This is a genomic window from Streptomyces sp. CB00455, assembly GCF_001905445.1.
In the GTDB taxonomy this organism is placed as follows: Bacteria; Actinomycetota; Actinomycetes; order Streptomycetales; family Streptomycetaceae; genus Streptomyces.
Genome location: NZ_LIVQ01000002.1, coordinates 814,605 through 840,189, shown reverse-complemented (window position 1 = coordinate 840,189; position 25,585 = coordinate 814,605). Strand labels below are relative to the sequence as shown.

The following is a 25,585-nucleotide window of genomic DNA, read 5'->3' as shown; positions in this document are numbered from 1 at the left end:
GCGATGAGCAGCCTCTTTGACGACAGTTTCCTGGCGGACCTCAACCCCTCCGACGAGGTCCCGCCGCCGCCCGAGGACCACCCCGCCCCGGAAGCGGGCGCGGACGACCTCTTCGGGGGGCGCTTCGACGTGCCGTTCGGCGGCGGCGGGCACGGTGACGGCTACTACCGGGACGGCGCCCGCAAGCCCGTCATCGACCCGGCGGTGCTCCTGGACGGGCTGAACGAGCAGCAGCGCGCGGCCGTGGTGCACGCGGGCTCGCCGCTGCTCATCGTGGCCGGCGCCGGCTCCGGCAAGACCCGGGTCCTGACCCACCGCATCGGACACCTGCTGTCCGCGCGGGGCGTCCACCCCGGCCAGATCCTGGCGATCACCTTCACCAACAAGGCCGCCGGCGAGATGAAGGAGCGCGTCGAGGGCCTGGTCGGCCCCCGCGCCAACGCCATGTGGGTCTCCACGTTCCACAGCGCGTGCGTGCGCATCCTGCGCCGCGAGTCCAAGCGGCTCGGCTTCACCTCCTCCTTCTCGATCTACGACGCGGCGGACTCGAAGCGCCTGATGGCCCTCGTCTGCCGCGACCTGGACCTGGACCCGAAGAAGTTCCCGCCGAAGGCCTTCAGCGCCAAGATCTCCAACCTGAAGAACGAGCTCATCGACGAAGAGGCATTCGCCGAGCAGGCGGGGGGCACCTCCCCGACGGAGTCCGGCGGAGGCTTCGAGAAGACCCTGGCCCAGGCGTACGCGATGTACCAGGGGCGGCTGCGCGAGGCCAACGCCCTCGACTTCGACGACATCATCATGACCACCGTCCACCTGCTCCAGGCGTTCCCGGACGTGGCCGAGCACTACCGGCGCCGCTTCCGGCACGTGCTGGTCGACGAGTACCAGGACACCAACCACGCCCAGTACACGCTGGTGCGCGAGCTGGTCGGCACCGGCTACCCGGACCTTCCCCCCGCCGAGCTGTGCGTGGTGGGCGACGCCGACCAGTCGATCTACGCCTTCCGCGGTGCGACCATCCGCAACATCCTCCAGTTCGAAGAGGACTACAAGGACGCGACGACGATCCTGCTGGAGCAGAACTACCGCTCGACGCAGACGATCCTCTCCGCGGCCAACGCGGTCATCGAGCGCAACGAGAACCGCCGCGCCAAGAACCTGTGGACCGACGCCGGCAGCGGCGCCGTCATCACCGGGTACGTCGCGGACACCGAGCACGACGAGGCACAGTTCGTCGCCGACGAGATCGACCGGCTGACGGACGCGGGCGACGCCAAGGCCGGCGACGTGGCGATCTTCTACCGGACGAACGCGCAGTCCCGCGTGTTCGAGGAGATCTTCATCCGCGTCGGGCTGCCCTACAAGGTCGTCGGCGGCGTCCGCTTCTACGAGCGCAAAGAGGTCCGCGACGTCCTCGCCTACCTGCGCGTCCTCGCCAACCCGGAGGACAACGTCCCGCTGCGCCGCATCCTGAACGTGCCCAAGCGCGGCATCGGCGAGCGCGCGGAAGCCATGATCGACGCCCTCGCGATGCGGGAGAAGATCACCTTCCCGCAGGCACTGCGGCGCGTGGACGAGGCCTTCGGCATGGCCGCCCGCTCCACGAACGCGGTGAAGCGCTTCAACGTGCTGATGGAGGAGCTGCGCACGATCGTCGACTCCGGCGCGGGCCCGGCCGTGGTGCTGGAAGCGGTGCTGGAGCGGACGGGCTACCTCGCCGAATTGCAAGCGTCGACCGACCCGCAGGACGAGACGCGGATCGAGAACCTCCAGGAACTGGCGGCGGTGGCGCTGGAGTTCGAGCAGGCGCGCGAGGCCGCGGCGGCGGAGGCGGAGGCCGAGTCGGCGGCCGAGGCCGACGATTCCGCGGTCGAGTCCGATTCCGCGGCGACGGGCGCCGCCGTGGCCGCCGCCGGTCCCGGCACGCTCGCCCAGTTCCTGGAGCAGGTCGCCCTCGTCGCCGACTCCGACCAGATCCCGGACGAGGAGACGGAGGGCACGGGCGTCATCACGCTCATGACCCTGCACACCGCCAAGGGCCTGGAGTTCCCGGTGGTCTTCCTGACCGGCATGGAGGACGGGGTCTTCCCCCACATGCGGTCGCTGGGCCAGACCAAGGAACTGGAGGAGGAACGCCGCCTCGCCTATGTCGGCATCACGCGTGCGCGCGAGCGGCTGTACCTCACCCGGTCCTCGATGCGCAGTGCGTGGGGCACGCCCTCGTACAACCCGCCGTCGCGGTTCCTGGAAGAGATCCCCGACCAGTACCTGCACTGGAAGCGCACCGGCGCAGCCCAGAAGCCGGCCGGCCCGGTGCGCAGTTCCGGCTACGGCTCGGGTTCCGGCGGGGGCAGGGCGTCGTTCGGCACGTCGCCCGAGTCGTTCCTGTCCTCGGCGCGTACGAAGTCGGGCCCGTCCGGGTTCGCGACGCGCAGGGCCGCGGACAAGCCGGTCATCGCCCTGGTGGTCGGGGACCGGGTCACGCACGACCAGTTCGGGCTCGGCACGGTCATGGAGGTCAAGGGAGTCGGCGCCGACGCGCAGGCCACCATCGACTTCGGTGACGACAAGCCCAAGCGGCTGCTGCTGCGCTACGCGCCGGTGCAGAAGCTGTAGCGAGGTACGTTCCGCTCCTGCCGGCGCAGCGCCGGCGCGGGCGGTGCGGCGCGGGGCAGTGATGCGGGGCAGTGGTGTGGTGTGGTGCGGTGCGAACAACGGACAGCCGTCGCCGGTGGGCGGCGGCTGTGGGTGCCGCGGCAGGCTCCGGAGCATCGGGGCGCCGGAGCGGGAGGCGTCAGGTCGGGTCGAGGCCGTGGCTGCGCAGCCACGGCAGGGGGTCGATCGCGGCGCCGCCGCCCGGCCGTACCTCGAAGTGCAGGTGCGGACCGGTGGAGTTGCCGGAGTTGCCGGAGTAGGCGATGACGTCGCCCGCCTTGACCTTGCCGCTCCGGATCTTGGTGCTGCTGAGGTGGCAGTACCAGGTCTCGGTGCCGTCGGGCGAGGTCACGATGGCCATGTTGCCGTAGGCGCTGTTGAACTGCGTGCGCACGGTGCCGTCGGTGGCCGCCATGACGGGCGTCCCGTAGCCGACGGGGAAGTCGATGCCGGTGTGCACGGACATCCACATGCCGCCGGCCTGTCCGAAGCTGGCGCTCAGGCCGTGCTGGTTGACCGGGATCGCGAACTTGGGGCGGGCCGCCTCCTTGGCCGCGGCCTCCTCCGACTTCTTCTTCTTCTCCTCCTCCTGGCGCTGGCGCAGGTCGATGCGCTCCTGCGTGCGGCTCGCGCGGTCCGCGAAGTCGCCCGCGTCGGCGCTGAGCGCCGCCAGTTGGGTGTCGAGCTTGGTGTTGGCCGCGACCGGTTTCACCGAGGCCGGGTCGGGCGCGGCCATCGTGGTGGTGTCCTCGGCGGGCTTGTCCGTGCCGCCCAGCCCGCCGACGGAGGCGGCCGCGACACCCGCGACACCCATCACGCAGGCGGAGGGGACGGCGACGGTCAGCAGCGCGGAACGCTTCGCGGGCGTACGCCGACGGCTGCTGCCCGCCCTGGCACCGGTGCCCGTGCCGGCAGTCGCCTTGCCGTTGCCGTTGCCGTTGCCGTTGCCCTTGGCGGCGGTCCGGCGCGCGGCGCGCGGCACGGAGGTCACGGGCATGGCCTGCGTGGGCAGGTCGTGCACCTCGGCCTTTTCGTCGGTGACGGCCTCGAAGACGGCGGTCTCGCTGTAGCCCTCGGCGGCACGCGTGTCGTCTTCGGCACCGGCAGCGGTATCGGCGCCGGTGTCGGCAGCGGTGTCCTGGGCCGGGGCGTGGGCCTCGTAGGCGTAAGTGGCGGAGGCCGCGTCGTAGACGTAATCCTGGTGCTGCTCGTACTGCTGCGCGTAGCCCTGGTGCTGCTCGTGCTGCTGCACATGCTGGTGGTTCTGCTGGTGGGCGTACTCCTGCTGCGGCTGGGGCTGCGCGTGCTGGTACTGGTACGCGTAGTCCTGCTCCAGCCCCGCCGGGGTCTGCTCGGCGGTGTTCCAGGCGGTGGCGTCGTAGGCGCCGGTCCCGGTGCCGTAACCGGGCGTCGCCCAGTGGCCCGTCTGCTCGGCGGAGGGGTCGTAGCCGACGGAGGCCGGCTGGTAGTCGGTGGAACCGGAGTAGTCGGTTCCCGGCGTGGTCCAGGCGTTCGCGTCCCACTGGCCCGTGGTGTCGCCAGGGGCGCCCTGGGCCGGAACCGTGGACAGGTAACCGTCCTGCGCGGTCCAGGCGGTGGTGTCGTACGCGCCGGTCTCATAAGAGCCGTATGCCGCGTAATTGACCCCCTGGCCCTGCGTTTCGTAGGAAGCGTAGGTCGAGTCACCAGCGAAAGTGGTGGCGGCAAGGCCGTCATACCCGAAATCCGGGTACTGGCCCGGCGAGGGGCGGTCGTTCACCAACTTCTCTTTCGCCTCGGCGTAGGGGGGCCTGGGTGGCCGGGGAACCAGAGGTTCACCGGAGGAGAGCAGTGGCGTGACTGTACCCGGCGGTTACACGCAACGACAATCTTCGGAGGGCTGCCGGATTCGGGGAACCGGGCATTCGGCCGCCTTTCGGTCGCCGAAAGACGCGGCCTTGGCCCTGAGTTCGAAATTCGTTCGACTCTTTGCCGGCGGCCGTCTATGCGACGGACTCGGCCCCCCGACGTTCCACGGGGAGGGATCCGAGCCCGTCGAGGGCGCGCCGGACGGCGGCGATGACGGTGGGGTGGGCGGGTAGCGCGAGATGGCCGATGCCGGTGACCTGGACGTTCTCCACGAGGAGATCTGCATGTTCGATCCGGGCCGTCCCGACCGGGCTCATCAGCGTGTCGAACTCGCTCCAGAACGCGACGCATCGTGTCGCGCACCCGGGCGCAGGGTCGGCCAGCTCGGTGAGGACCGCGGAGCCCGGTCGCATCTGCCGCACCAGCGGATGCGCGTCCATGAAGGGGGCGACGAGGGTGCCGGAGTGCGGCGTGCCGAGCGTGACGAGCGTGCGGACGCGGGCGTCGCCGCCGAGGCGCTGGACGTAGTACCGGCCGATCAGCCCGCCCAGGCTGTGCCCCACCAGGTCCACCTGATCCTGGCCGGTGCGCGCGCACAGTTCCTCGACGTGCCGGGCGAGGTGGCGGGCGGTGACGCGCAGGTCGCGGGTGAGGAGCGAGTAGTTGTACGCCTCCACGTGCCGCAGGCCGTCCGCCCCGAGGGCGCGGCGCAGCAGGACGAAGACCGAGCGGTTGTCGGTGAACCCGTGGAGGAGGAGGACGGGCGGGCGGCTGCGGCGTGCCGCGGCCCCGCGTGGCGTGAGGGGGCCGGTGGCGAGCTTCTCCTGGCACACTCCGGTGGGATACAGCAGGAGGTGCCCGCCGAGCACGACCACCTCCAGCACGCCGGCCCGCAGCGCGGCGCCGGAGACGGGAATGGACATGGGTACGGACAGCCCCATCGACGGCCTCCCCTGAGCCTTTCGGGACCCGCGGCTGCCGCGCCACCGTGCCGTGCGGCTGGCGGCGCGGTGGCGCGATGCCGTCCCACGTGTGATTTCCCCCTCCCGGTCGACCGCGAAACGGCGGCGTGCGCGATGCTGTACTTAACGTTCGTTCACTCGGGAGGCAGTGCGATGGGTGTGACCGGTCCGATCCGTGTGGTGGTGGCCAAGCCGGGTCTCGACGGCCACGACCGCGGCGCGAAGGTGATTGCGCGGGCGCTGCGTGACGCGGGCATGGAGGTCATCTACACCGGCCTCCACCAGACCCCCGAGCAGATCGTGGACACCGCCATCCAGGAGGACGCCGACGCGATCGGCCTCTCCATCCTGTCCGGCGCCCACAACACGCTCTTCGTGCGCGTGCTGGAACTCCTCAAGGAGCGCGACGCCGAGGACATCAAGGTCTTCGGCGGCGGGATCATCCCCGAGGACGACATCGCCCCCCTCAAGGAAAAGGGCGTGGCCGAGATCTTCACGCCGGGCGCGACCACGACCGCCATCGTCGACTGGGTCCGCGCCCACGTCCGCCAGTAGCCCACCGACCCCGGCCCGCCCCAGCCCGTCCCAGGCCCAGGCCGGCCCTGCGCCCCAGTCCTGCGCAGGCCCGGTCCAGGCCCGGCGCCCGGCCGAGGCCGGCCCCGATCCAACGGGGCGCCCAGCCCCAGCCCCAGCGCACGCCCGGTCCGGCCCACACCCGGTCCGGAGCCAGGCCCGGCGCCCGGCCCAGGGCGGCCCCGATCCAGCCGGGCGCCCGGCCCCAGCGCAGAGGCACGGGCCAGGTCAGCGCAAGCCCGGTCCGTCCGGATCAGCCCGGTGGCCGGCGCAGTGCAGGCCCGGTCCGGCCCCGCGCCCGGCTCAGCCGGGGCGAGGCCGGGGCCGGGGCGGGCCCGCAGGTTCGCGGGATCAGGCCGGGGCCAGTTCCGACAGCATCGTCGCGCGGAGGCGGAGGGTGGCGACCAGGCGCTGGAACGCCTCCGACCAGTACGCGGCCGGACCGGACGACGTGTCCGACAGATCCCCGGCCGCCGCGGTCAGCGCCTCCAGCCGGTCGGCCTCCGCAGGATCCAGGCAGCGTTCCGCCAGGCCCATCACCCCGCTGAAGCTCCACGGGTAGCTGCCCGCCTCCCGGGCCGATTCCAGCGCGTCCACCACCGCCCGCCCCAGCGTGCCCGCCCACGGCACCACGCACACCCCGAGCAGCTGGAAAGCCTCCGGGAGTCCGTGGGCCCGTATGAACTCCGCCACCCAGTGCGCCCTTTCCCCCTCCGGCAGGGTCTCCAGCAGCTTCGCGCGCTCCGCCGGCGACGCCGTCCCCGGGCCGGCCGCCGGCGGAGCCGACGGCGCTCCGAGCAGGGCCCGCGACCACGACGCGTCCCGCTGGCGCACCGCCGCCCGGCACCACGCCGCGTGCAGCTCCTCCCGCCAGTCCTGCGCCTCGCCCTGCGGGAGCTCCACTATCCCCTCCGGACCGAGCCCGTTGAACCGCTCCCGCCAGCAGGACAGCGGCGCCGCCTCCACCAGCTGGCCCAGCCACCAGGCCCGTTCGCCCCGCCCCGCGGGCGGTCGTTCGACCACCCCGTCCCGCAGCATCCCCGCATCGCACTCGGCCGGCGGCCGCACGCCCTCGGGGCCCACGCAGGCCATGGCACGCTCCGCCATCCGCGCCGCCAGCGCCGAGCCCGGCAGCGCCGACAACAACTCGGCCGCCGTGGAGCGGACATTGCGGCTACGGTCACCCAGTGCGGCCTCCAGGAAGCCCTCGTCCTGCGCCGAGAGCCCCGCTCGCAGGGAATCGAGGAACATCAGCCGGTCCTCTGCCCGCTCGGTGGCCCAGGTCGTTGCCAGCAGGCTCCGCGCGGCCGCCGGATCATGCGCCCGCACCGCACCCAGCAGGGCCACCCGCTCCGCGAACAGCCCTTCCTGCCACAGTCGTTCCACTCCGGCCTTGTCCGTCACGTCCGGCAGACCGCCGGCGCCGGTCCCGCCGCGCAGGGCGAACCGCCAGTCGGGATTCAGCCGCGCCAGCCACATCCCCCGCGCCCCGGCCAGGGCCAGGGCCAGCGGCCGCAGGTCCGTACGGGCCCGGGCCGCGTCCAACAGCGCGGGGACGAGCGCGGCCGGAGCGCGGTAGCCGTGCCGGCCGGCCGCGGCCAGCCACTGCGGCAGCAACTCCGTCAGATCCGGGGCACCCCCGCGCCGTCCTCCGCCGCTGCCCGCACCCGTCCGACCGGCCAGCAGCTGCGCGAGCCGCCGCCGGGCCGCCGCCGGTGGCGCCGGACGGGGATCGCGGGGCGCCGGCTCCGGACGCGGACCGGCTCCCGCCGGCCGCAGCCCGGCCCGGCGCCGTACCGTGTGCACGGCCGCCGCGTCCAGCAGGGCCTGCGGCGACCCGGCCGGGCCTGCGCCGCGTCGCCGGTCAGTGCCCAGCAGCGCGGCGCCGACCAGTTCCTCCCAGTCCCCGTACTGCCCGTGCTCCCCGTGCCGCTCCGCGTCCTGCCCCATCGGACCCCTCCCTCGTCGCTCGTCGCTCGTCGCTGTCGCTCATGGCTCTTCGACCCTCATGGCCTGCGCTCCGGTCCCGCCCCCTCCGCGGGACCGGAGCAGTCGATGTGCCGTCGGCCTGCGCTCAACTGGCATGGTTGTCGTTCACAAAAGCCCCCCGGCTTCTCGTCATCCACACGCCGGCGCCCCCGCGCCGCCGCGTCCTCCCCGTTTCCCCTTCCGCCCTCCCGCGCGGACGGGTCGCAGCCCCCCGGCGCCGTGCCGGTCAGGGCCGGCGCGCGGCCAAAGGTCCCCCCAGGCCCCCGTGATCTCCTTCGTTCTCCCGCCGTCCCCTCCCGCTCGTCAGACCAGGGCGACCGGCTCCGGCGAGCCCGGCTGCCAGGCCGTCAGGGGCGTGAAGCCGCGATGGCCGCACTCCCCGAACACCGTCACCGGGCCCCCGCCCGACAACGCGGCCAGCTGCCACAGTCCCTGGCGGGAACGACTCCCGGCGCCCACGAGGGGCACCGGCAGGGCGCAGTCGCCCTCCGCGTCCGCCAGCTGCCAGCCGAGCTCTCCCGGCACCGGGACCACCGGACCGAGCACCACCGGCCAGGACTCCAGCCACGGGTCCTCCCGCAGCGCCGTCCCATAGGCGGCCAAGGCGGCCTCCGCGCCCACCCCGGCCGGAACCTCCGCGCACGGCACGGCCGCCGCGAACCTCTCCCCGAGATCCGCCCGCAGCCCCGCCGACCCGGGCCGGAAACGGACTTCCGCCTCCAGCACCAGCCCCACCGGCAACGCCAGCCCCGGCGGCCGCCCGGCCGGGCCGAAGTCCAGCACCAGGGCCGGCCTCCCGCCCCCCAGCCCGCGCAGCCATATCCGGCGGGTGGTGAGCCGCCCGTCCGGCGACACCGAATCGGACTGGGCCAGCACCAGCCAGCGGTCCCGTACGGCCTCCCCCACCCCGGAGGCCGGCAGCCCCACCCGGCTGCGCACCGTCGCCGCCAGTTGTTCCGGCAACCCGGCCACCCCCAGCCAGGCCCGGTCCAGCAGGTGCAGCAGCGCCGCCTCCTCCAGCATCCGGGCGGGCCAGCCGGGGCCGCAACTGGGTATCGTGCCCAACTCCCGCACCCGCCCCGCCAGTCCCGGAGCCTGGGCGTCGACCATCCGGGCGGCCGTCTCCTCCCACGCCGCGTATCCCGACTGCTCCTGCCCGGCGAGGCCGCCGCGCAGCAGATCGGCCAGCCGCTGCTCCAGCTCGGTGACGCCCGCGCCGATCCGCGCCGCCCGGCGCTCGGTCCGCCGCCGGGCCCCCTCCTCATCGGCCGGCGCGGCCGCCCGGGCGGGCGGCCGCGCGGACTTCGCCGCCCGGTCCGCCAGCCACGGCGCCGCCCAGTCCGGCGCCTCGGCGGGCTCGCCCGCCCCCTCCGCCGACCACAGCAGCAGCAGCCCCAACGCGTGTTTGCAGGGGAACTTCCGGCTCGGGCAGGAGCACTTGTAGGCCGGCCCCGTCAGGTCCACGACCGTGCGGTACGGCTTGCTGCCGCTGCCCTTGCACAAACCCCATACAGAACCGGAAGCGGAACCTCCGATCTGCGACCACGGACCCGCCCCGCCGAGCCTGGCCCCCGCCTTGCGTGAGGCATCGTCAGGAGCCAGGGCCAGTACCTGTTCCGCCGTCCAGCGGACCTGCTGCTCAGTCATGTGAACCACCGTAGGCACCGCCACTGACAATCGCTCTGACCTGCAACAACGCTATGAACAAGGCCGGTTGTCAGTGGCGTGGTGCACCGTGGTGGAAGCAGTCGGGAGCGGCTGCCGATCCTTGGAGGGGGACCATGACCACGCCCGCGAACGAGACGCGCGCAGAAGCGCTGCGACCGCACGCCGAAGACGCCTTCGCACACGAACTGAAAGCCTTGGCGGCCGCCGACGACCGGCCCCGCCCGACCCGCTGGAAGCTCTCCCCGTGGGCCGTCGCCACCTACCTGCTCGGCGGCGAACTGCCCGACGGCACCGTGATCACGCCCAAGTACGTCGGACCGCGCCGGATCGTCGAAGTCGCCGTCACCACCCTGGCCACCGACCGCGCCCTGCTCCTCCTCGGCGTCCCCGGCACCGCCAAGACCTGGGTCTCCGAGCACCTGGCCGCCGCCGTCAGCGGGGACTCCACCCTCCTCGTCCAGGGCACCGCCGGAACCCCGGAGGAGGCCATCCGCTACGGCTGGAACTACGCCCGGCTCCTCGCCCACGGCCCGAGCCGCGAAGCCCTCGTCCCCAGCCCCGTCATGCGCGCCATGGCCGAGGGGATGACCGCCCGCGTCGAAGAGCTCACCCGCATCCCCGCCGACGTCCAGGACACCCTCATCACCGTCCTGTCCGAGAAGACCCTTCCCATACCCGAACTGGGCCAAGAGGTACAGGCCGTCCGCGGCTTCAACCTCATCGCCACCGCCAACGACCGCGACCGCGGGGTCAACGAGCTCTCCAGCGCACTGCGCCGGCGGTTCAACACCGTCGTCCTGCCGCTGCCCGCCACCGCCGACGCCGAGGTCGACATCGTCGCCCGGCGCGTCGACCAGATGGGCCGCTCGCTCGACCTGCCGGCCGCGCCCGAGGGACTGGAGGAGATCCGCCGCGTCGTCACCGTCTTCCGCGAGCTGCGCGACGGAGTCACCGACGACGGCCGGACCAAGGTGAAGTCGCCCAGCGGCACCCTGTCCACCGCCGAGGCCATCTCCGTCGTCACCGGCGGCCTGGCCCTGGCCGCCCACTTCGGGGACGGCGTCCTGCGCCCCTGCGACGTCGCCGCCGGCATCCTCGGCGCCGTGGTGCGCGACCCGGCCGCCGACAAGGTCGTCTGGCAGGAGTACCTGGAGGCCGTGGTCCGCGAGCGGGACGGCTGGAAGGACTTCTACCGCGCCTGCCGGGAGGTGACGGCATGAGCCCGCGGGCCGCGGCGGTGGAGCCGGGCGGGCCCCTGCTGCTGGGCGTCCGGCACCACGGACCGGGCTCCGCCCGCGCGGTGCGGGCCGCGCTGGATGCGGCCCGGCCGCCGGCCGTGCTCGTCGAGGGGCCGCCCGAAGGGGACGCACTGCTCGGACTTGCCGCCGACCCCGGGATGCGGCCGCCCGTCGCGCTGCTGGCACACGCCGCCGACGACCCCGGCCGGGCAGCCTTCTGGCCGCTCGCCGAATTCTCCCCGGAGTGGGTCGCGATCCGCTGGGCCCAGGAGGCCGGCGTACCGGTGCGCTTCATGGACCTCCCGGCGGCGCACACCCTGGCCGCCGGGGCGGACACGGAGCAGCCGGAGCCCGCCCCCGCGCGGCTGGACCCGCTCGCGGCGCTGGCCGGGGCCGCCGGCTACGACGATCCCGAGCGCTGGTGGGAGGACGTGGTCGAACACCGCGGCTCAGGGACCGTACGCGACCCGCTGGCCGCGTTCGCGGCCCTCGGGGAGGCCATGGGCGCCCTGCGCGAGGCGTACGGGGACGGCGGCCACCCGCGCGACCTCGTGCGCGAGGCGTACATGCGGCAGCGGATGCGGGCGGCACGCCGGGAGTTCGGCGAGACCTACGCCGTGGTGTGCGGGGCCTGGCACGTCCCGGCGCTCCGGGTGAAGACCACCGCGACCGCCGACAAGGCGCTGCTCACCGGCCTGCCGAAGGTCAAGGTGGAGACCACCTGGGTGCCCTGGACGCACCGCAGGCTGGCCCGGGCCGGCGGGTACGGCGCGGGCATCGCCTCGCCCGGCTGGTACGCACACCTCTTCGCCGCCCGCGACCGGCCCGTGGAGCGCTGGCTGACCAAGGTCGCCGGACTGCTGCGGGAAGAGGACCGGCAGGTCTCCTCGGCGCACGTCATCGAGGCCGTCCGGCTGGCCGACACCCTGGCCGCCATGCGCGGGCGACCGCTGCCCGGGCTGACGGAGACCCTCGAAGCGGTCCGTGCGGTGATGTGCGACGGCTCGGACATACCGCTGGCCCTGATCGAGGACCGCCTGGTCGTCGGCGACGTGCTCGGCGACGTCCCCGACCCGGCGCCCGTCGTACCGCTCCAGCGCGACCTGACGCGCCGGCAGCGCTCCCTGCGGCTCAAGGCCGAGGCACAGGAGCGCGAGCTGGAGCTCGACCTGCGCAAGGACACCGATGCGGCCAAATCGCGCCTCCTGCACCGGCTGCGGCTGCTCGGCATCGGCTGGGGCACGCCCACCGCCTCCCGGGGCAGCACCGGCACCTTCCGGGAGACCTGGCGGCTGTGCTGGGAGCCGGAGCTGTCGGTACGGGTGGCCGAGGCCGGGATCTGGGGCACCACCGTGCAGGCGGCGGCCACCGCCAAAGCGGAGGCCGGGGCGGCCGCGGCCGGGGAACTGGGCGAGGTCACGGCGCTGGCCGAGCAGTGCCTGCTGGCCGGCCTGTCCGAGGCGCTCCCCGCCGTCCTGCGGGCGCTCGCCGACCGGGCCGCACTGGACACCGATGTGGCACGGCTCGCCAAGGCCCTGCCCGCACTGGCCCGTTCGCTGCGGTACGGCGACGTCCGCGGCACGGACGCGGCGGCCCTCGGCACGGTGGCCGCCGGTCTCGCCGAGCGGATATGCGTGGCGCTGCCGCCGGCCTGTGCGGCCGGCCTGGACGCCGATGCGGCCGCGGAGCTGCGCGGCCACGTGGACGGGGTGCACGGGGCGGTCGGTCTGCTGGAGGACGCGCAGGAGGGGCTGCGCGAGCGCTGGTCCGCGGTGCTGCGCGCGCTGGCGGGACGGGAAACGGTGCCCGGTGTGATCCGCGGCCGCGCCGTAAGGCTGCTGCTCGACGACGGGCGGCTCCCGGCCGCGGAGACGGCGCGGCTGATGGGGCTCGCCCTGTCCCCGGCGGCCACCCCGGCCGACGCGGCGGGCTGGATCGAGGGCTTCGCGGGCGGCAGCTCGGGCGGGGGGACGCTGCTGGTCCATGACGACCGGCTGCTGGGCCTGATCGACGCCTGGCTGGTGGGGGTGCCCGAGCGCGCCTTCACCGACGTACTGCCGCTGTTGCGGCGGACCTTCGGGGCGTACGAGCCGGGCGTGAAGCGGACCCTGGGCGAGCTGGTCCGGCGCGGCCCGGGCGGCCCGGCCGCGTCCCCGGCGGGCTCGGCCCCCCAGGGCTTCGGCCCCGGGCTGGACACGGCCCGGGCGGACGCGGTGCTGGACCTCGTCCGGATGCTGCTCGCCGGGGCACCGCCCGTCACGACGGCGGCCGGGGCGGCCGCCCCGGGCTGAGCGCGCGGGCCGAGGAGGACCGCGGTCCCGGGCCCCCGCCCGGGCGGCCTGCGCACCGGGCCGCCGCACGGGGAGAGACGGAGCCGGCCGTGGTGGCCGGCGCAGACGACGAGCACAGGGGGACGGACGTATGACCAGCACGCAGAGCCCGGCGGCGCACCGCGGGACCGGCACGGGCGGGGGAGCGGCAGAGGCCGGGGCCGGGGCCGGGGAGAGGCTCAGGCGGTGGCGGATGGTGCTCGGCGGGGGAGAGGGCGACGGCACCGGCTGCACCCTGGCCGGGCGCGACGCGGCCATGGACGCCGCGCTCAGCGCCCTGTACGGCGCGGGCCGGGCGGGCGGGTCCCGCAAGGGGTCCTCGGCGCGGTCGGCCGGCCTCGGGGGTTCCGCGCCGAATGTGGCGCGCTGGCTCGGGGACATCCGTACGTACTTCCCCAGCTCGGTGGTCCAGGTCATGCAGCGCGACGCGATCGAGCGGCTGGGCCTGTCCACCCTGCTGCTGGAGCCGGAGATGCTGGAGGCCGTCGAGCCCGACGTGCACCTGGTCGGCACCCTGCTCTCACTGAACAAAGCCATGCCGGAGACGACCAGGGAGACGGCGCGGGCCGTCGTCCGCAAGGTGGTCGAGCAGCTGGAGGAGCGCCTCGCGACCCGCACCCGCGCCACCCTCACCGGCGCTCTGGACCGCTCCGCCCGCATCAGCCGCCCGCGCCACCACGACATCGACTGGAACCGCACGATCCGGGCCAACCTCAAGAACTACCTGCCCGAATACCGCACGGTCGTCCCCGAACGGCTGATCGGCTACGGCCGGGCGGCGCAATCCGTGAAGAAGGAGGTGATCCTCTGCATCGACCAGTCGGGTTCGATGGCGGCCTCCGTCGTCTACGCCTCCGTCTTCGGCGCGGTCCTCGCCTCCATGCGGTCCATCGCCACCCGCCTCGTCGTCTTCGACACCGCCGTCGTCGACCTCACGGACCAGCTCGACGATCCGGTCGACGTCCTCTTCGGCACCCAGCTGGTCGGCGGCACCGACATCAACCGGGCCCTCGCCTACTGCCAGTCGAAGATCACCCGGCCCGCCGACACCGTCGTCGTCCTCATCAGCGATCTCTACGAGGGAGGCATACGCAACGAAATGCTCAGGCGCGTCGCCGCGATGAAGGGCGCGGGAGTCGAATTCGTGACCCTGCTGGCACTGTCCGACGAGGGGGCCCCGGCCTATGACCGCGAGCACGCCGCCGCCCTCGCGGCACTGGGCGCGCCCGCCTTCGCCTGCACCCCTGACCTGTTCCCCGACGTGATGGCGGCGGCCCTGGAGAAGAGGCCCCTGCCGGTGCCCTGACCGGGCCGGAAAAGGATCGCGGGAAATCGGCGGATCACACGAAGTTCCAGTTCAACCGTGAGGCGATCTGTGACAGGTATCACCGCTCAGGTGTGATCTGCGATTTAGGGACCTACGGCCCACGGGGATAACCTGCGGGACGGACATGCCGCGTCCACGGTCACCGTGTGCGCCTTCCTTGTGACAGCGCCGTCACGTTGCCCTCCGCGGCACGCCCACGCAGATAGCAGACAACCGCGAATCACTGCGAATCTTTAAAAAAGACAAGGGACGGACGCGCGTGGACCTGTTCGAGTACCAGGCGAGGGACCTCTTCGCCAAGCACGGTGTACCGGTGCTGGCCGGTGAAGTCATCGACACGCCTGAGGCGGCTCGCGAGGCCACCGAGCGGCTGGGCGGCAAGTCGGTCGTCAAGGCGCAGGTGAAGGTCGGCGGCCGCGGCAAGGCCGGCGGCGTGAAGCTGGCCGCCACCCCGGACGAGGCCGTCGCCCGGGCGACGGACATCCTCGGCATGGACATCAAGGGCCACACGGTCCACAAGGTGATGATCGCCGAGACCGCTCCCGAGATCCTCGAGGAGTACTACGTCTCGTACCTCCTCGACCGGACCAACCGCACCTTCCTGGCCATGGCCTCGGTGCAGGGCGGCATGGACATCGAGGAGGTCGCGGAGAAGACCCCCGAGGCCCTCGCCAAGGTGCCGGTCAACGCCAACGAGGGCGTGACCATCGAGAAGGCCCGCGAGATCGTCGCCCAGGCGAAGTTCCCGGCCGAGGTCGCCGAGAAGGTCGCCGAGGTCCTCGTGACCCTGTGGGACACCTTCATCGCCGAGGACGCGCTCCTCGTCGAGGTCAACCCGCTCGCGAAGGTCGCCAACGGCGACGTCATCGCGCTCGACGGCAAGGTCTCGCTCGACGAGAACGCCGAGTTCCGCCAGGCGGGCCACGCCGAGTTCGTCGACCACGCGGCCGCGAACCCGCTCGAGGCCGCCGCCAAGGCGAAGAACCTCAACTACGTGAAGCTCGACGGCGAGGTCGGCATCATCGGCAACGGCGCGGGTCTCGTCATGAGCACCCTCGACGTCGTCGCCTACGCCGGCGAGAACCACGGCGGCGTCAAGCCCGCCAACTTCCTGGACATCGGCGGTGGCGCCTCCGCCGCCGTCATGGCCAACGGTCTCGAGATCATCCTCGGCGACCCGGACGTCAAGTCCGTGTTCGTCAACGTCTTCGGTGGCATCACCGCCTGTGACGAGGTCGCCAACGGCATCGTCCAGGCGCTGGCCCTGCTGGAGGAGAAGGGCGAGGCGGTCACCAAGCCGCTCGTCGTCCGTCTCGACGGCAACAACGCCGAGCTGGGTCGCAAGATCCTCTCGGACGCCAACCACCCGCTGGTCCAGCGCGTGGACACCATGGACGGCGCGGCCGACAAGGCCGCCGAGCTCGCGGCTGCGAAGTAAGGGCAGAGGTCACAGACTCACATGGCTATCTTCCTCAACAAGGACAGCAAGGTCATCGTCCAGGGCATGACCGGTGCCACGGGCATGAAGCACACCAAGCTGATGCTGGCTGACGGCACCAACATCGTCGGCGGCGTGAACCCGCGCAAGGCCGGCACGTCCGTCGACTTCGACGGCACCGAGGTCCCGGTCTTCGGCTCCGTCGCCGAGGCGATGGAGAAGACGGGCGCCAACGTCTCCGTCCTCTTCGTCCCGCCGGCCTTCGCCAAGTCCGCCGTGGTCGAGGCGATCGACGCCGAGATCCCGCTGGCCGTCGTCATCACCGAGGGCATCGCGGTGCACGACTCCGCCGCCTTCTGGGCGTACGCGTCCGCCAAGGGCAACAAGACCCGGATCATCGGCCCGAACTGCCCGGGTCTGATCACCCCCGGCCAGTCCAACGCCGGCATCATCCCGGGCGACATCACCAAGCCCGGCCGCATCGGTCTCGTGTCCAAGTCCGGCACGCTGACCTACCAGATGATGTACGAGCTCCGTGACATCGGCTTCTCCTCGGCCGTCGGCATCGGTGGCGACCCGGTCATCGGTACCACGCACATCGACGCCCTGGAGGCGTTCGAGGCCGACCCCGACACCGACCTCATCGTCATGATCGGCGAGATTGGCGGCGACGCCGAGGAGCGTGCGGCGGACTTCATCGCCAAGAACGTCACGAAGCCGGTCGTCGGTTACGTCGCGGGCTTCACCGCCCCCGAGGGCAAGACCATGGGCCACGCCGGCGCCATCGTCTCGGGCTCTTCCGGCACCGCACAGGCCAAGAAGGAAGCCCTGGAGGCCGCGGGCGTCAAGGTCGGCAAGACGCCGACCGAGACGGCCCAGCTGGCGCGCGCGATCCTGGCCGCCGCGCAGTAGCAGTCTCAGCGGTACGTGCGCACGGGCGTGGCCCGCACCCTTCCGGGGTGCGGGCCACGCCCGTTCTCAGTCGATCCGCGGGGCGACGCGGGCGGGCCCGGCGGCCGGGTCCGCGCGCAGCTTGTCGTGGAGCTGCCTGCTTTCCTCGGTGAGCTGCTGGGGGCCGCTGAGCGGGGGCACGCCCGAGACGTTCGCGCCGGGGGCGTTCGGGGGTTCGTAGCGGGTGGGCGCGGTCGTGGCCGTGTAGGCGGTGGCGGCGGCGATCACCGCGGTCAGGCCGAGGGCGGCGCGCGTCCACCGCCGGGTGCGGCGTTCGCCGCAGGTGCGTACGACGGCTGCGGGGCGCGGTTCGATGCGTACGGCCGGTGCCAGCGCGGTGAGCCGTTCGCGCAGCACGGCGGACTGCTTCTCGGGCGGTACGCCGGCCAGTTCGGGGATCCGGTCGGCGAGGTGGGCGTGCGCGTGGATCAGGCGGCCGCCGGCGGTCGGCGTGCTGGCCTCGGTCTCGGCGGCGGTGTCGGGCAGGTCGAGGCCGACGCCGTCGTAGAGCAGCACGGTGCGGCGGTGGGCGACGGGCAGCGCCAGCATGGCGTCGAGGAGGATCCGGTCGGCGGGTTCGACGGGGGGCTTGTCGGGGTGCCGGTGGGCGCGGCGCAGCAGGTGCCAGGGGGAGAGGGCGCACTCGTACGCGGCCGCGCGCACCCAGCCCACGGGGTCGGGGTCGGCGGCGACCTCGGGCCAGTTGGCCCACGCTCGCTGGAAGGCCCGCTCCACGGCTTCGTGCGCGAGGGCCCGGCGGCCGGTGAGCAGGTAGGCCTGGCGGGTGAGGGTGGCGGCCGCATGGGCGTAGAGGGCGTCGAAGTCCCGGGCGGGTCCCGGCGGGGGCGCGGGCGTGTCGTCGGAGGCGGCGGACTCGGCGGATCCGGTGGGCTCTTCGGCAGGGTCGGCGGCTTCGGCAGGGCCGGCAGGGTCGGCGTCGGCGGACGCGGCCGACTCGGCGCCTTCGGCGGATACATCGGACGGGGCGGACCCGTCCGGCGTGGTCGGTGCGGTCGTTGCCCCGGCCCCCGCGGTTCCGGCGATTTCGGCGATTTCGGCGGCGTCGGCCGTTTGGGTGGGGGCCCCGGTCTCCGCAGACGCCGTGGCCGCGGCGGTCCCGGGCTCCGGGGTGGGTACGGGTGCGAGCGCGGTTTCGGGGGAGGGGGGCGTCCCGGGCGCCGGGGGACAGGCGGCGGGTGCCTCCGGTGCGGCGGCACCGCCGCAGGGGGCGGGCGCCGGCTGGGGTGCGGCTCCGGCTTCCGGGGACGCCGCCGGCGCGGCCGAGGCCGGGTGGGGACCGTGCTCGGGGAGTGCGGCCTTGATGTGGGCGGCGCCGACGGGCCGCCCGCCGGGTCCGTGTGGCTCGCCGTCCTCACCGCCGTCAGCGCTGCCGTGAGCGGGCGTGTCCGGGGCCGGGGAGCCGGTGATCCGTACGGGTGGCAGCGCCTCGTGCCCGGGGAGCGGTGCGGGCGGCTTGGCGGCCTGCGGGGCGGCGGAATTCGGGGCGGCGGACTTCGGGCGGGTCCCAGCTCCGCCGGGCCGCTCCTGGCCGCCGCCGGAGAGCTTCGGCGACCCGCCGGTGTGCGGTGCGGACACGGGCCCCGGCCCCGTGGCCGGGGTGTCGGCGGCGCCGCCTTCGGCAAGGGCGATTTCGCGGTCCGCGTCCGGGTCCGCGTCCGGGTCCGGGTCCGGGGCCGGGTCCGGGCAGGGGGGGTCCTGCACCGGCGCCGCGATGCGGGCCAGCAGCCTGGCGTACGCCTCGCGCTTGCGCCCGCGCGGTTCCGTGCGGCCCGTCTCCCAGGAGCGCACGGTGTTCGGTGTGACGCCCACCGCCGCCGCCACGTCCTCGTGCGTCAGGTCCGCCGATTCGCGCAGTCTGCGGCGTTCCTTCGGAGAGGGGAGGCTCAGCTCCGAGGTCGTCTCGACGCTTTGTGTCATGCCACACTCCCCGCGACCCGACAGCCCTGGGCGAAAAAGTACATAAACGTATATTGAGCGACACCACGGACATTCGCCTGTTACCCGCCCATAGCGCGTGTCGTTGGCACCATGGCGGGGTGACCCAAGTGACCGAACCCGGGACCCCGTTGTCCGCGGCCCCGCGAAGCGTCCGGCGGCGCCGCTCTCCGGCGGCGGCCGCATGCGTGGTGGGCGGCGCCGTGGCGGCCGGACTCGGGCTCGGCTTCCTCGCCGTGCTCGTCATCGTGCTGTGGATCAGCTCCCCCTACCCCGACAGCGGCCCCGGCGGGGCGCTGCACCTGGCTGCCGGGCTGTGGCTGCTCGCCCACGGCACGGAGCTGGTCCGCTACGAGACCCTCTCCGGCGTGCCCGCGCCCGTCGGCATGACCCCCCTGCTGCTCGTCGCGCTGCCGGTGCTGCTCATGCGGCGGGCCGCCCGGCTGGGGGCCGCCTCCGACGAGGAGGGGGAGGAGGAGCTGCCTGCCGGCGTGGTCTTCTCGGCCGTGCTGTGCGGGTACCTGGCCGTCGGGGCCCTGGCCACGGTGTACGCGGCCGGCGGGCCGATGCCCGCCGATCCGCTGAGCGCGGCCTGGCACGTGCCGATGGTGGCCGTGCTCGCCGCCGCCGTGGGGGTGTGGGCCGCCCGGGGGCGGCTGCCCGGGCCGGTGCCGGCGTGGGTGCCGCAAGGCGTGCGGAGGGCATGTGCGCGCCCCCGGTACGCGCTGGCGCTCCGGGCCGGGGCGGGCGGGGCGCTGGTCCTGCTGGGCGGCGGCGTCCTGCTCGTCGGCGGCTCGCTCGCCTGGCACGGTGCGGAGGTGCAGGGGTCCTTCCTGGCGCTGACCGGGGTGTGGTCGGGCCGGTTCGCCGTGCTGCTGCTCGCGCTCGCGCTGGTCCCCAACGCCATGGTGTGGGGAGCGGCCTATGCCCTCGGGCCGGGCTTCGCCCTGGGGGCCGGGGGAAGCGTCACGCCGCTCGGCTTCGCCGGGTCACCCGCGCTGCCCCGGTTCCCGCTCCTGGCGGCGCTGCCGCCCGAGGGGCCCGGGACGCCGCTGACCTGGGCGGTCGCCGGGGTACCGGTGGTGGCCGGGCTGGCGGTGGGCTGGTTCGCGGTGCGCCGGGCGCGGGAGGTCTCGTACGGGGAGACCGCATTCACGGCGGCGCTGGGCGCGGTGGTGTGCGGGCTGCTCATGGGCGCTCTGGCGGCGGCTTCGGCGGGGCCGATGGGGTCGCGGGCGCTGGCCGCCTTCGGGCCGGTGTGGTGGGCCACCGGGGCGGCGGCGTTCGCGTGGACGCTGGTGCTGGCGGTACCGGTGGCGGTGGCGGTGCATGGGTGGCGGATGCGGCCGGTGCGGGGTGGGGCGGCGGTGGTGGACGACGGGTGGCACGACAGTGGGGTGCGGGAGGTCCGGTGGGCGGCCCTGCGGCGCGCCGCCGGCGCCCTGGTCCCGGACATGACCCCCCAGCCCGCCCCCGAACCCCCGCCCCCGGGCCCGGCCCCGGCCAAGGACCCGACTCCGGCCCCGACTCCGGCCCCGGCTCCGGGCCCGGCCAAGGACCCGGCTCCGGGCCCGGCCCCGGCCCCAGGCGCGGCCCCGGCTCCGGGCCCGGGGCTGGATTCGGCTCCTGGTGGGGCCCCGGCTCCTGGGGAGGCCCTGACCCCCGGGCCGGCTGCGGCCGTGGCCACGGGTTCGGCCTTGGCCCCGGGCGCGGCCCTAGCCCCGGGCACGGCCCCGGATTCGGCCCCGGCCCCGGATCCGGCCCCGGATTCGGCTCTCGGTTTGGCCTTGGCTCCGGGGAAGGCCCTGACCCCCGGGCCGGACTTGGCTTCGGTCCCTGGCGTAGTTCTCACCCCGGGTGCGGCCCCGGCTCCGGGCGCGGCTTTGGCTCCCGGGCTGGAGTTGGCTGCGGGGCCGCGCTCGGAATCGGGTCCGGGCCTGGCCCCGGCTCCGGGAGCAGCGGTGCCGGCCCGTGACCGCGTTCGGGCGTCGGCCCGGGCTGATCTTCCTGGCGTGGGGGCGGCTCCGGCGCGCGGCGCGGTGACGCGGTCGCACCGGTCGTTGACCGTGGTGCCGGGGCTGAGCCTGGACCTGTCCCCGATCGTGATTCCGGCGAAGCCGACGGGGGCGCCGGGGGTGCCCTTGGCTCCACCGGTGGTGGGGGCGCGTGTCCTGGCCCGCCGGAAGCCGCCGGTCTGACGCCCGCGGCGCCGTTGCGGGGGCTCTGCCCCCGGGCCCCCGCGCCTCAAACGCCGGCGGGGCTGGGATTGCCCGTGCGGCTGGGGGCCCGATGGGGGAGCTCGGCCCCCGCGCCTCAAACGCCGGCGGGGCTGGAATTGCCCCTGCGACTGGGCCGACCAGCCGCGGGAGCAGGTACGCGCCCCGCGCCTTGAAATGCCGTCGGGGCTGGAATTGCCGCTGTGGCGGGGTAGCCCGGGCCCGGAGAGGACAGGCCGTCGCGTGTCGGTCGCAAGCGGGCCGGAGGTGTGTCCCCGGCGGGCGTAGGCACTCCGTGTGGGAGGCCTGGGCGGGTGCGCGGTCGGGTGGGGGGCGCCCGCGGCGCCGTTGCGAGGGCTCTGCCCCCGGGCCCCCGCGCCTCAAACGTCGGCGGGACTGGGATTGCCCGTGCGGCTGGGCGGCCCGGGGAGGGAGCCCCCGGCCTTGTGCCTCGAACGGCCGCCGGACACCTCCAGCCCGACGCGCTGGAGGTTACTGGCGGTCCCGCGGGTTCCGGAGGTGTCCGGCGGTCCCGCGGGTTCAGGAGGCGTCCCGGGGTCCGGCGGTCCCGCGGGTTTCGGAGGTTACTGGCGGACCTTCAGGACGTCGCCCACGATGTTGTCCGGCAGGAGGGTGTTGCACTGCAGTTCCGCCGCGCTCGTCAGGGCGTCGTCGCGGCAGATGTAGAAGTCCTTGTACGCCAGCTGCAGCGCGTACGAGCTCATCGCCAGCAGGATCGCCAGCGAGGCCGAGACCAGGCCGCTCACCGCCGCCGTGCGCTGGGGGCGGGCCGCCGGGCCCAGGGCGGCCAGGCCACCCGGGGGCGGGGTCGCTCCCGTGGGCGCCGGGGCGCCGGTCCGCGCCGCCGGGTCCGTCGGGGCCGCCGGCTTCGGCGCCGGCCTGCCCCGGAGCGCGGTGATGCCCCAGTACAGGGCGAGCGCCCCCAGCAGCAACCCCACCGACGGGATCCCGAAGATCCCGAAGAAGAAGCCCCACATGCCGGCCAGCAGTGCGTACCGCGCACGCCGCTGGACCGGGTCCGTCGGGTCCCAGCGCGCCGGGCCGCCCCGGCCCTCGGAGTCGCGGCCGGTGCCGTCGCCGCCCTCGCCGCTGCCACCGGCGCGCGGCTGCCACGGCTGGTCGGGCCGGCCTTCGGGGGGAGCCGCGAAGGGGTTGTCGTCGGTGGAGGAGTCGGGCTGACGGCGGTCCGGCATCGGGTGCGTTTCTTCCCCTGGGTCAGGGACGTCAGGACGACGTCGTGGCGTGTACGCCCGACGCTACCTCCCGGCCGTCCCCCCGTCCCTCGGGGGCCGTCCGGTGTGCCGGTATCGTTGCAGGCGGTCGGTCGCTTCGTATGGTTCCCCGTATATCGGTACCCCGAAGTTTCGTATGACCGCACAAAGACGAACACCGCATTCCCGTGAGAAAGGGCCTCCCATGGCCGCCTCCCGCCTGGTCGTGCTGGTCTCCGGTTCCGGCACCAACCTCCAGGCCCTGCTCGACGCCATCGACGCCCACCCCGGCGGCTCCGAGGGCTTCGGCGCCGAAGTCGTCGCCGTGGGGGCCGACCGCGAGAACATCGTCGGCCTGGAGCGGGCCGAGAAGGCCGGGATCCCCACCTTCGTGTGCCCCGTCAAGGCCCACGCGAGCCGGGAGGAGTGGGACGCCGCCCTCACCGAGGCGACCGCGGCCCACGCGCCGGACCTGGTGGTCTCCGCCGGGTTCATGAAGATCGTGGGCAAGGCCTTCATCGACCGCTTCGGCGGCCGCTTCATCAACACCCACCCCGCCCTCCTGCCCGCTTTCCCCGGCGCCCACGGCGTACGGGACGCGCTCGCCTACGGCGCGAAGGTCACCGGCTGCACCGTCCACTTCGTGGACTCCGGCGTGGACACCGGTCCGATCATCGCCCAGGGTGTCGTCGAGATCGCGGACGGGGAGGGCGAAGCCGCTCTGCACGAGCGGATCAAGGAAGTCGAGCGCCAGCTGCTCGTCGACGTCGTGGGGCGCCTGGCCCGGCACGGCTACCGCATTGAGGGACGAAAGGTAACAATCCAGTGACCGCCGTAGAGAGCAACGACCCGACCACGACCCAGCGGCCGATCCGGCGTGCGCTCGTCAGCGTCTACGACAAGACGGGACTGGAAGAGCTGGCCCGCGGCCTGCACGAGGCGGGCGTCGCCCTCGTCTCCACCGGCTCCACCGCCTCCCGGATCGCCGCGGCCGGCGTGCCCGTCACCAAGGTCGAGGAGCTGACCGGCTTCCCCGAGTGCCTCGACGGCCGCGTCAAGACCCTGCACCCCCGCGTGCACGCCGGCATCCTCGCCGACCTGCGCCTGGAGGACCACCGGCGCCAGCTCGGCGAGCTGGGCGTGGAGCCGTTCGACCTGGTCGTCGTGAACCTGTACCCCTTCCTCGCGACCGTCCAGTCGGGTGCCTCCCCGGACGAGTGCGTGGAGCAGATCGACATCGGCGGCCCCTCCATGGTCCGCGCCGCCGCCAAGAACCACCCCTCCGTGGCGGTCGTCACCAGCCCCGAGCGCTACGCGGACGTGCTCGACGCCGCCCGCGGCGGCGGCTTCGACCTCACCGCGCGCAAGCGGCTGGCGGCCGAGGCTTTCCAGCACACCGCCGCCTACGACGTGGCCGTGGCCTCCTGGTTCACGAACGCGTACGCCCCGGAAGCCGCCGAGGACGACACCACGGCCCTGCCCGAGTTCCTGGCCGGCGCCTGGGAGCGCAAGTCGACCCTGCGCTACGGCGAGAACCCGCACCAGGCCGCCGCCCTCTACACGGACGGCCGTCCGGGCGGGCTGGCCAACGCCGAGCAGCTGCACGGCAAGGAGATGTCCTTCAACAACTACGTGGACACCGAGGCCGCCCGCCGCGCCGCCTACGACCACGAAGAGCCCTGCGTCGCGATCATCAAGCACGCCAACCCGTGCGGCATCGCCGTCGCCGGCGAGGGCGAGGACGTCGCCGCCGCCCACCGCAAGGCCCACGCCTGCGACCCGCTGTCGGCCTTCGGCGGCGTCATCGCCGTCAACCGCCCGGTGACCGTCGCGCTCGCCCGGCAGGTCGCCGAGATCTTCACCGAGGTCATCGCGGCCCCCGCCTACGAGGACGGCGCCGTCGAGATCCTGGCCGGGAAGAAGAACATCCGCGTCCTGAAGGTGGACGGCGCCCCGCACCAGCCGGGCGACCTCAAGCCCATCAGCGGCGGCGCGCTGCTCCAGCAGTCCGACCTCTTCCAGGCGCAGGGCGACGACCCGGCGAACTGGACCCTCGCCACCGGGGACGCGCTGTCCCCGGCCGAGCTGGCCGAGCTCGCCTTCGCCTGGAAGGCCTGCCGGGCCGTCAAGTCCAACGCGATCCTGCTCGCCAAGGACGGCGCCTCCGTCGGCGTCGGCATGGGCCAGGTCAACCGCGTCGACTCGGCGAAGCTCGCCGTCGAGCGGGCGGGCGCCGAGCGCGCGCAGGGCTCGTACGCCGCGTCCGACGCCTTCTTCCCCTTCCCGGACGGACTGGAGATCCTCACGGCCGCCGGGATCAAGGCCGTGGTCCAGCCGGGCGGTTCGGTCCGCGACGAGCAGGTCGTCGAGGCCGCGAAGAAGGCCGGCGTGACGATGTACTTCACCGGGACCCGCCACTTCTTCCACTGAGCCGGCCCCCGGACACGGCGAAGGCCGCGACCCGCAGCACCGCTGCGGGTCGCGGCCTTCGCCGTGTGGACCGCCCGTGTCAGTAGCGCGGGCGCTTGAACCACGCGGCGCCAGAGCTGCTGACCGCCGCGGCGAGGATGGTGCCGCCGATGGCCAGGCCGATGATGCCGCCGAAGACGCCGCTCGACCCGTTCGCCGAGGTGTTGGCGAAGTTGGCGAGGCTGCCCAGGATCGACAGCGACCCGTAGACGATCGTCGCGATGCGGACGCCGTTGCCGCCCTTGGCGAACTTCACGCCGAGGATGAGGGCCCACACGGCGAACGCGAAGACGAGGACGGCCACGACCGCGATGAGGCCTGCGCCGAGGTCGCCGGCGTCCGAGTTGGTGCTGCTGGAGACCGCCGCCGCGCCCACGAGCGCGAAGAGTCCGACGACGATCTGGAGGCCGGACACGATGAACAGCAGGACGCGGGCGGTCTTCAGCAGACCGGGCATCTCCATCGGCATGCCCGGGTAGCCACCGGGACCGGCCGGGTAGCCGGGGTACCCCTGGGGGGCCTGCTGCTGCGGGTAGGCGTAGCCGCCCTGCGGCGGGACGCCCTGGGGGGCTTGCTGCGGGTAGCCGTAGCCGGGCTGGCCCTGCGGGGCCGGGGGCTGCTGCCCGTACGGGTTGTTCGGGTCGCCGAAGCTCATCTGGGGTGTTCCTCCGTGGAAGTGCGGGGACGCACGGCACGCACGGAGGAAAGCTGTGGTCTACGGTCCGCCCCCCGG

Annotated in this window: 17 protein-coding genes; 10 read left to right on the top strand and 7 right to left on the bottom strand. The window is 74.0% G+C overall.

Features of this window, described 5'->3' with window-relative positions:
* The first annotated feature begins 3 nt into the window (after positions 1-3).
* Positions 4-2,616: an ATP-dependent DNA helicase gene (locus AMK16_RS11230; RefSeq protein ID WP_073912726.1), complete on the top strand. Its 2,613-nt coding sequence runs from the start codon at positions 4-6 to the stop codon at positions 2,614-2,616.
* A gap of 178 nt (positions 2,617-2,794) precedes the next feature.
* Here the strand turns inward: AMK16_RS11230 and AMK16_RS11225 are convergent, their stop codons facing one another.
* Together AMK16_RS11225 and AMK16_RS11220 are read right to left on the bottom strand one after the other, a co-directional pair.
* Entirely contained in the window at positions 2,795-4,414 is a 1,620-nt protein-coding gene (locus AMK16_RS11225) for a M23 family metallopeptidase (protein ID WP_107417102.1), read from the bottom strand.
* 223 nt (positions 4,415-4,637) lie between these two features.
* Positions 4,638-5,426: an esterase/lipase family protein gene (locus tag AMK16_RS11220; protein ID WP_079191483.1), complete on the bottom strand. Its 789-nt coding sequence runs from the start codon at positions 5,424-5,426 to the stop codon at positions 4,638-4,640.
* 192 nt (positions 5,427-5,618) lie between these two features.
* Here AMK16_RS11220 and AMK16_RS11215 point away from each other — a divergent pair, with 192 nt between their 5' ends.
* On the top strand, positions 5,619-6,020 hold the full coding sequence (locus tag AMK16_RS11215) for a cobalamin B12-binding domain-containing protein (protein ID WP_073912722.1): 402 nt from the start codon (positions 5,619-5,621) through the stop codon (positions 6,018-6,020).
* 369 nt (positions 6,021-6,389) lie between these two features.
* Here AMK16_RS11215 and AMK16_RS11210 read toward each other — a convergent pair whose 3' ends face one another.
* Together AMK16_RS11210 and AMK16_RS11205 are read right to left on the bottom strand one after the other, a co-directional pair.
* Complete coding sequence (locus tag AMK16_RS11210) at positions 6,390-7,988, bottom strand: DUF5691 domain-containing protein (RefSeq protein ID WP_073912720.1); 1,599 nt, start codon at positions 7,986-7,988, stop codon at positions 6,390-6,392.
* A 342-nt stretch (positions 7,989-8,330) separates the two neighbouring features.
* Positions 8,331-9,674 carry an SWIM zinc finger family protein gene (locus AMK16_RS11205; RefSeq protein ID WP_073912718.1) on the bottom strand — a complete coding sequence of 448 codons (1,344 nt, stop codon included), beginning with the start codon at positions 9,672-9,674 and terminating at the stop codon, positions 8,331-8,333.
* Positions 9,675-9,808: 134 nt separating this feature from the next.
* Between AMK16_RS11205 and AMK16_RS11200 the strand changes: the two genes are divergently transcribed.
* The 5 genes from AMK16_RS11200 to sucD all read left to right on the top strand — a co-directional run bounded on the left by AMK16_RS11200 (position 9,809) and on the right by sucD (position 16,940).
* On the top strand, positions 9,809-10,915 hold the full coding sequence (locus tag AMK16_RS11200) for an ATP-binding protein (protein WP_073912716.1): 1,107 nt from the start codon (positions 9,809-9,811) through the stop codon (positions 10,913-10,915).
* Positions 10,912-13,224, top strand: coding sequence for a DUF5682 family protein (locus tag AMK16_RS11195; protein ID WP_073912714.1), 2,313 nt, complete (start codon positions 10,912-10,914; stop codon positions 13,222-13,224). Before AMK16_RS11200 ends, AMK16_RS11195 begins: the two co-directional genes overlap by 4 nt.
* A 232-nt stretch (positions 13,225-13,456) precedes the next feature.
* A complete protein-coding gene (locus AMK16_RS11190; protein WP_443333556.1) occupies positions 13,457-14,569 on the top strand; it encodes a VWA domain-containing protein in 1,113 nt (370 codons plus the stop codon).
* A 280-nt stretch (positions 14,570-14,849) separates the two neighbouring features.
* Entirely contained in the window at positions 14,850-16,028 is a 1,179-nt protein-coding gene (sucC, locus tag AMK16_RS11185) for an ADP-forming succinate--CoA ligase subunit beta (protein ID WP_073912709.1), read from the top strand.
* Positions 16,029-16,049: 21 nt separating this feature from the next.
* Positions 16,050-16,940 carry a succinate--CoA ligase subunit alpha gene (sucD, locus tag AMK16_RS11180; protein WP_073912706.1) on the top strand — a complete coding sequence of 297 codons (891 nt, stop codon included), beginning with the start codon at positions 16,050-16,052 and terminating at the stop codon, positions 16,938-16,940.
* Between the two features lie 66 nt (positions 16,941-17,006).
* On the opposite strand, the gene AMK16_RS38505 is transcribed toward sucD, so the two are convergent.
* Positions 17,007-18,917 carry a helix-turn-helix domain-containing protein gene (locus AMK16_RS38505; protein ID WP_073912703.1) on the bottom strand — a complete coding sequence of 637 codons (1,911 nt, stop codon included), beginning with the start codon at positions 18,915-18,917 and terminating at the stop codon, positions 17,007-17,009.
* A 119-nt stretch (positions 18,918-19,036) separates the two neighbouring features.
* On the opposite strand from AMK16_RS38505, the gene AMK16_RS38075 reads away from it, so the two are divergent.
* Positions 19,037-21,133 (top strand): cell division protein PerM, encoded by a 2,097-nt coding sequence (locus AMK16_RS38075; RefSeq protein WP_079191448.1) that lies wholly within the window; start codon positions 19,037-19,039, stop codon positions 21,131-21,133.
* 602 nt (positions 21,134-21,735) lie between these two features.
* On the opposite strand, the gene AMK16_RS11165 is transcribed toward AMK16_RS38075, so the two are convergent.
* The gene (locus AMK16_RS11165; RefSeq protein WP_073912697.1) at positions 21,736-22,365 is read right to left on the bottom strand and encodes a hypothetical protein; all 630 of its coding nucleotides are present in this window, start codon (positions 22,363-22,365) and stop codon (positions 21,736-21,738) included.
* A 223-nt stretch (positions 22,366-22,588) separates the two neighbouring features.
* Here AMK16_RS11165 and purN point away from each other — a divergent pair, with 223 nt between their 5' ends.
* On the top strand, positions 22,589-23,212 hold the full coding sequence (purN, locus tag AMK16_RS11160; protein ID WP_073912694.1) for a phosphoribosylglycinamide formyltransferase: 624 nt from the start codon (positions 22,589-22,591) through the stop codon (positions 23,210-23,212).
* Positions 23,209-24,813, top strand: coding sequence for a bifunctional phosphoribosylaminoimidazolecarboxamide formyltransferase/IMP cyclohydrolase (gene purH / locus AMK16_RS11155; protein ID WP_073912691.1), 1,605 nt, complete (start codon positions 23,209-23,211; stop codon positions 24,811-24,813). Before purN ends, purH begins: the two co-directional genes overlap by 4 nt.
* Before the next feature lie 79 nt (positions 24,814-24,892).
* On the opposite strand, the gene AMK16_RS11150 is transcribed toward purH, so the two are convergent.
* The gene (locus tag AMK16_RS11150) at positions 24,893-25,507 is read right to left on the bottom strand and encodes a hypothetical protein (RefSeq protein WP_073912688.1); all 615 of its coding nucleotides are present in this window, start codon (positions 25,505-25,507) and stop codon (positions 24,893-24,895) included.
* Positions 25,508-25,585: the final 78 nt, after the last annotated feature.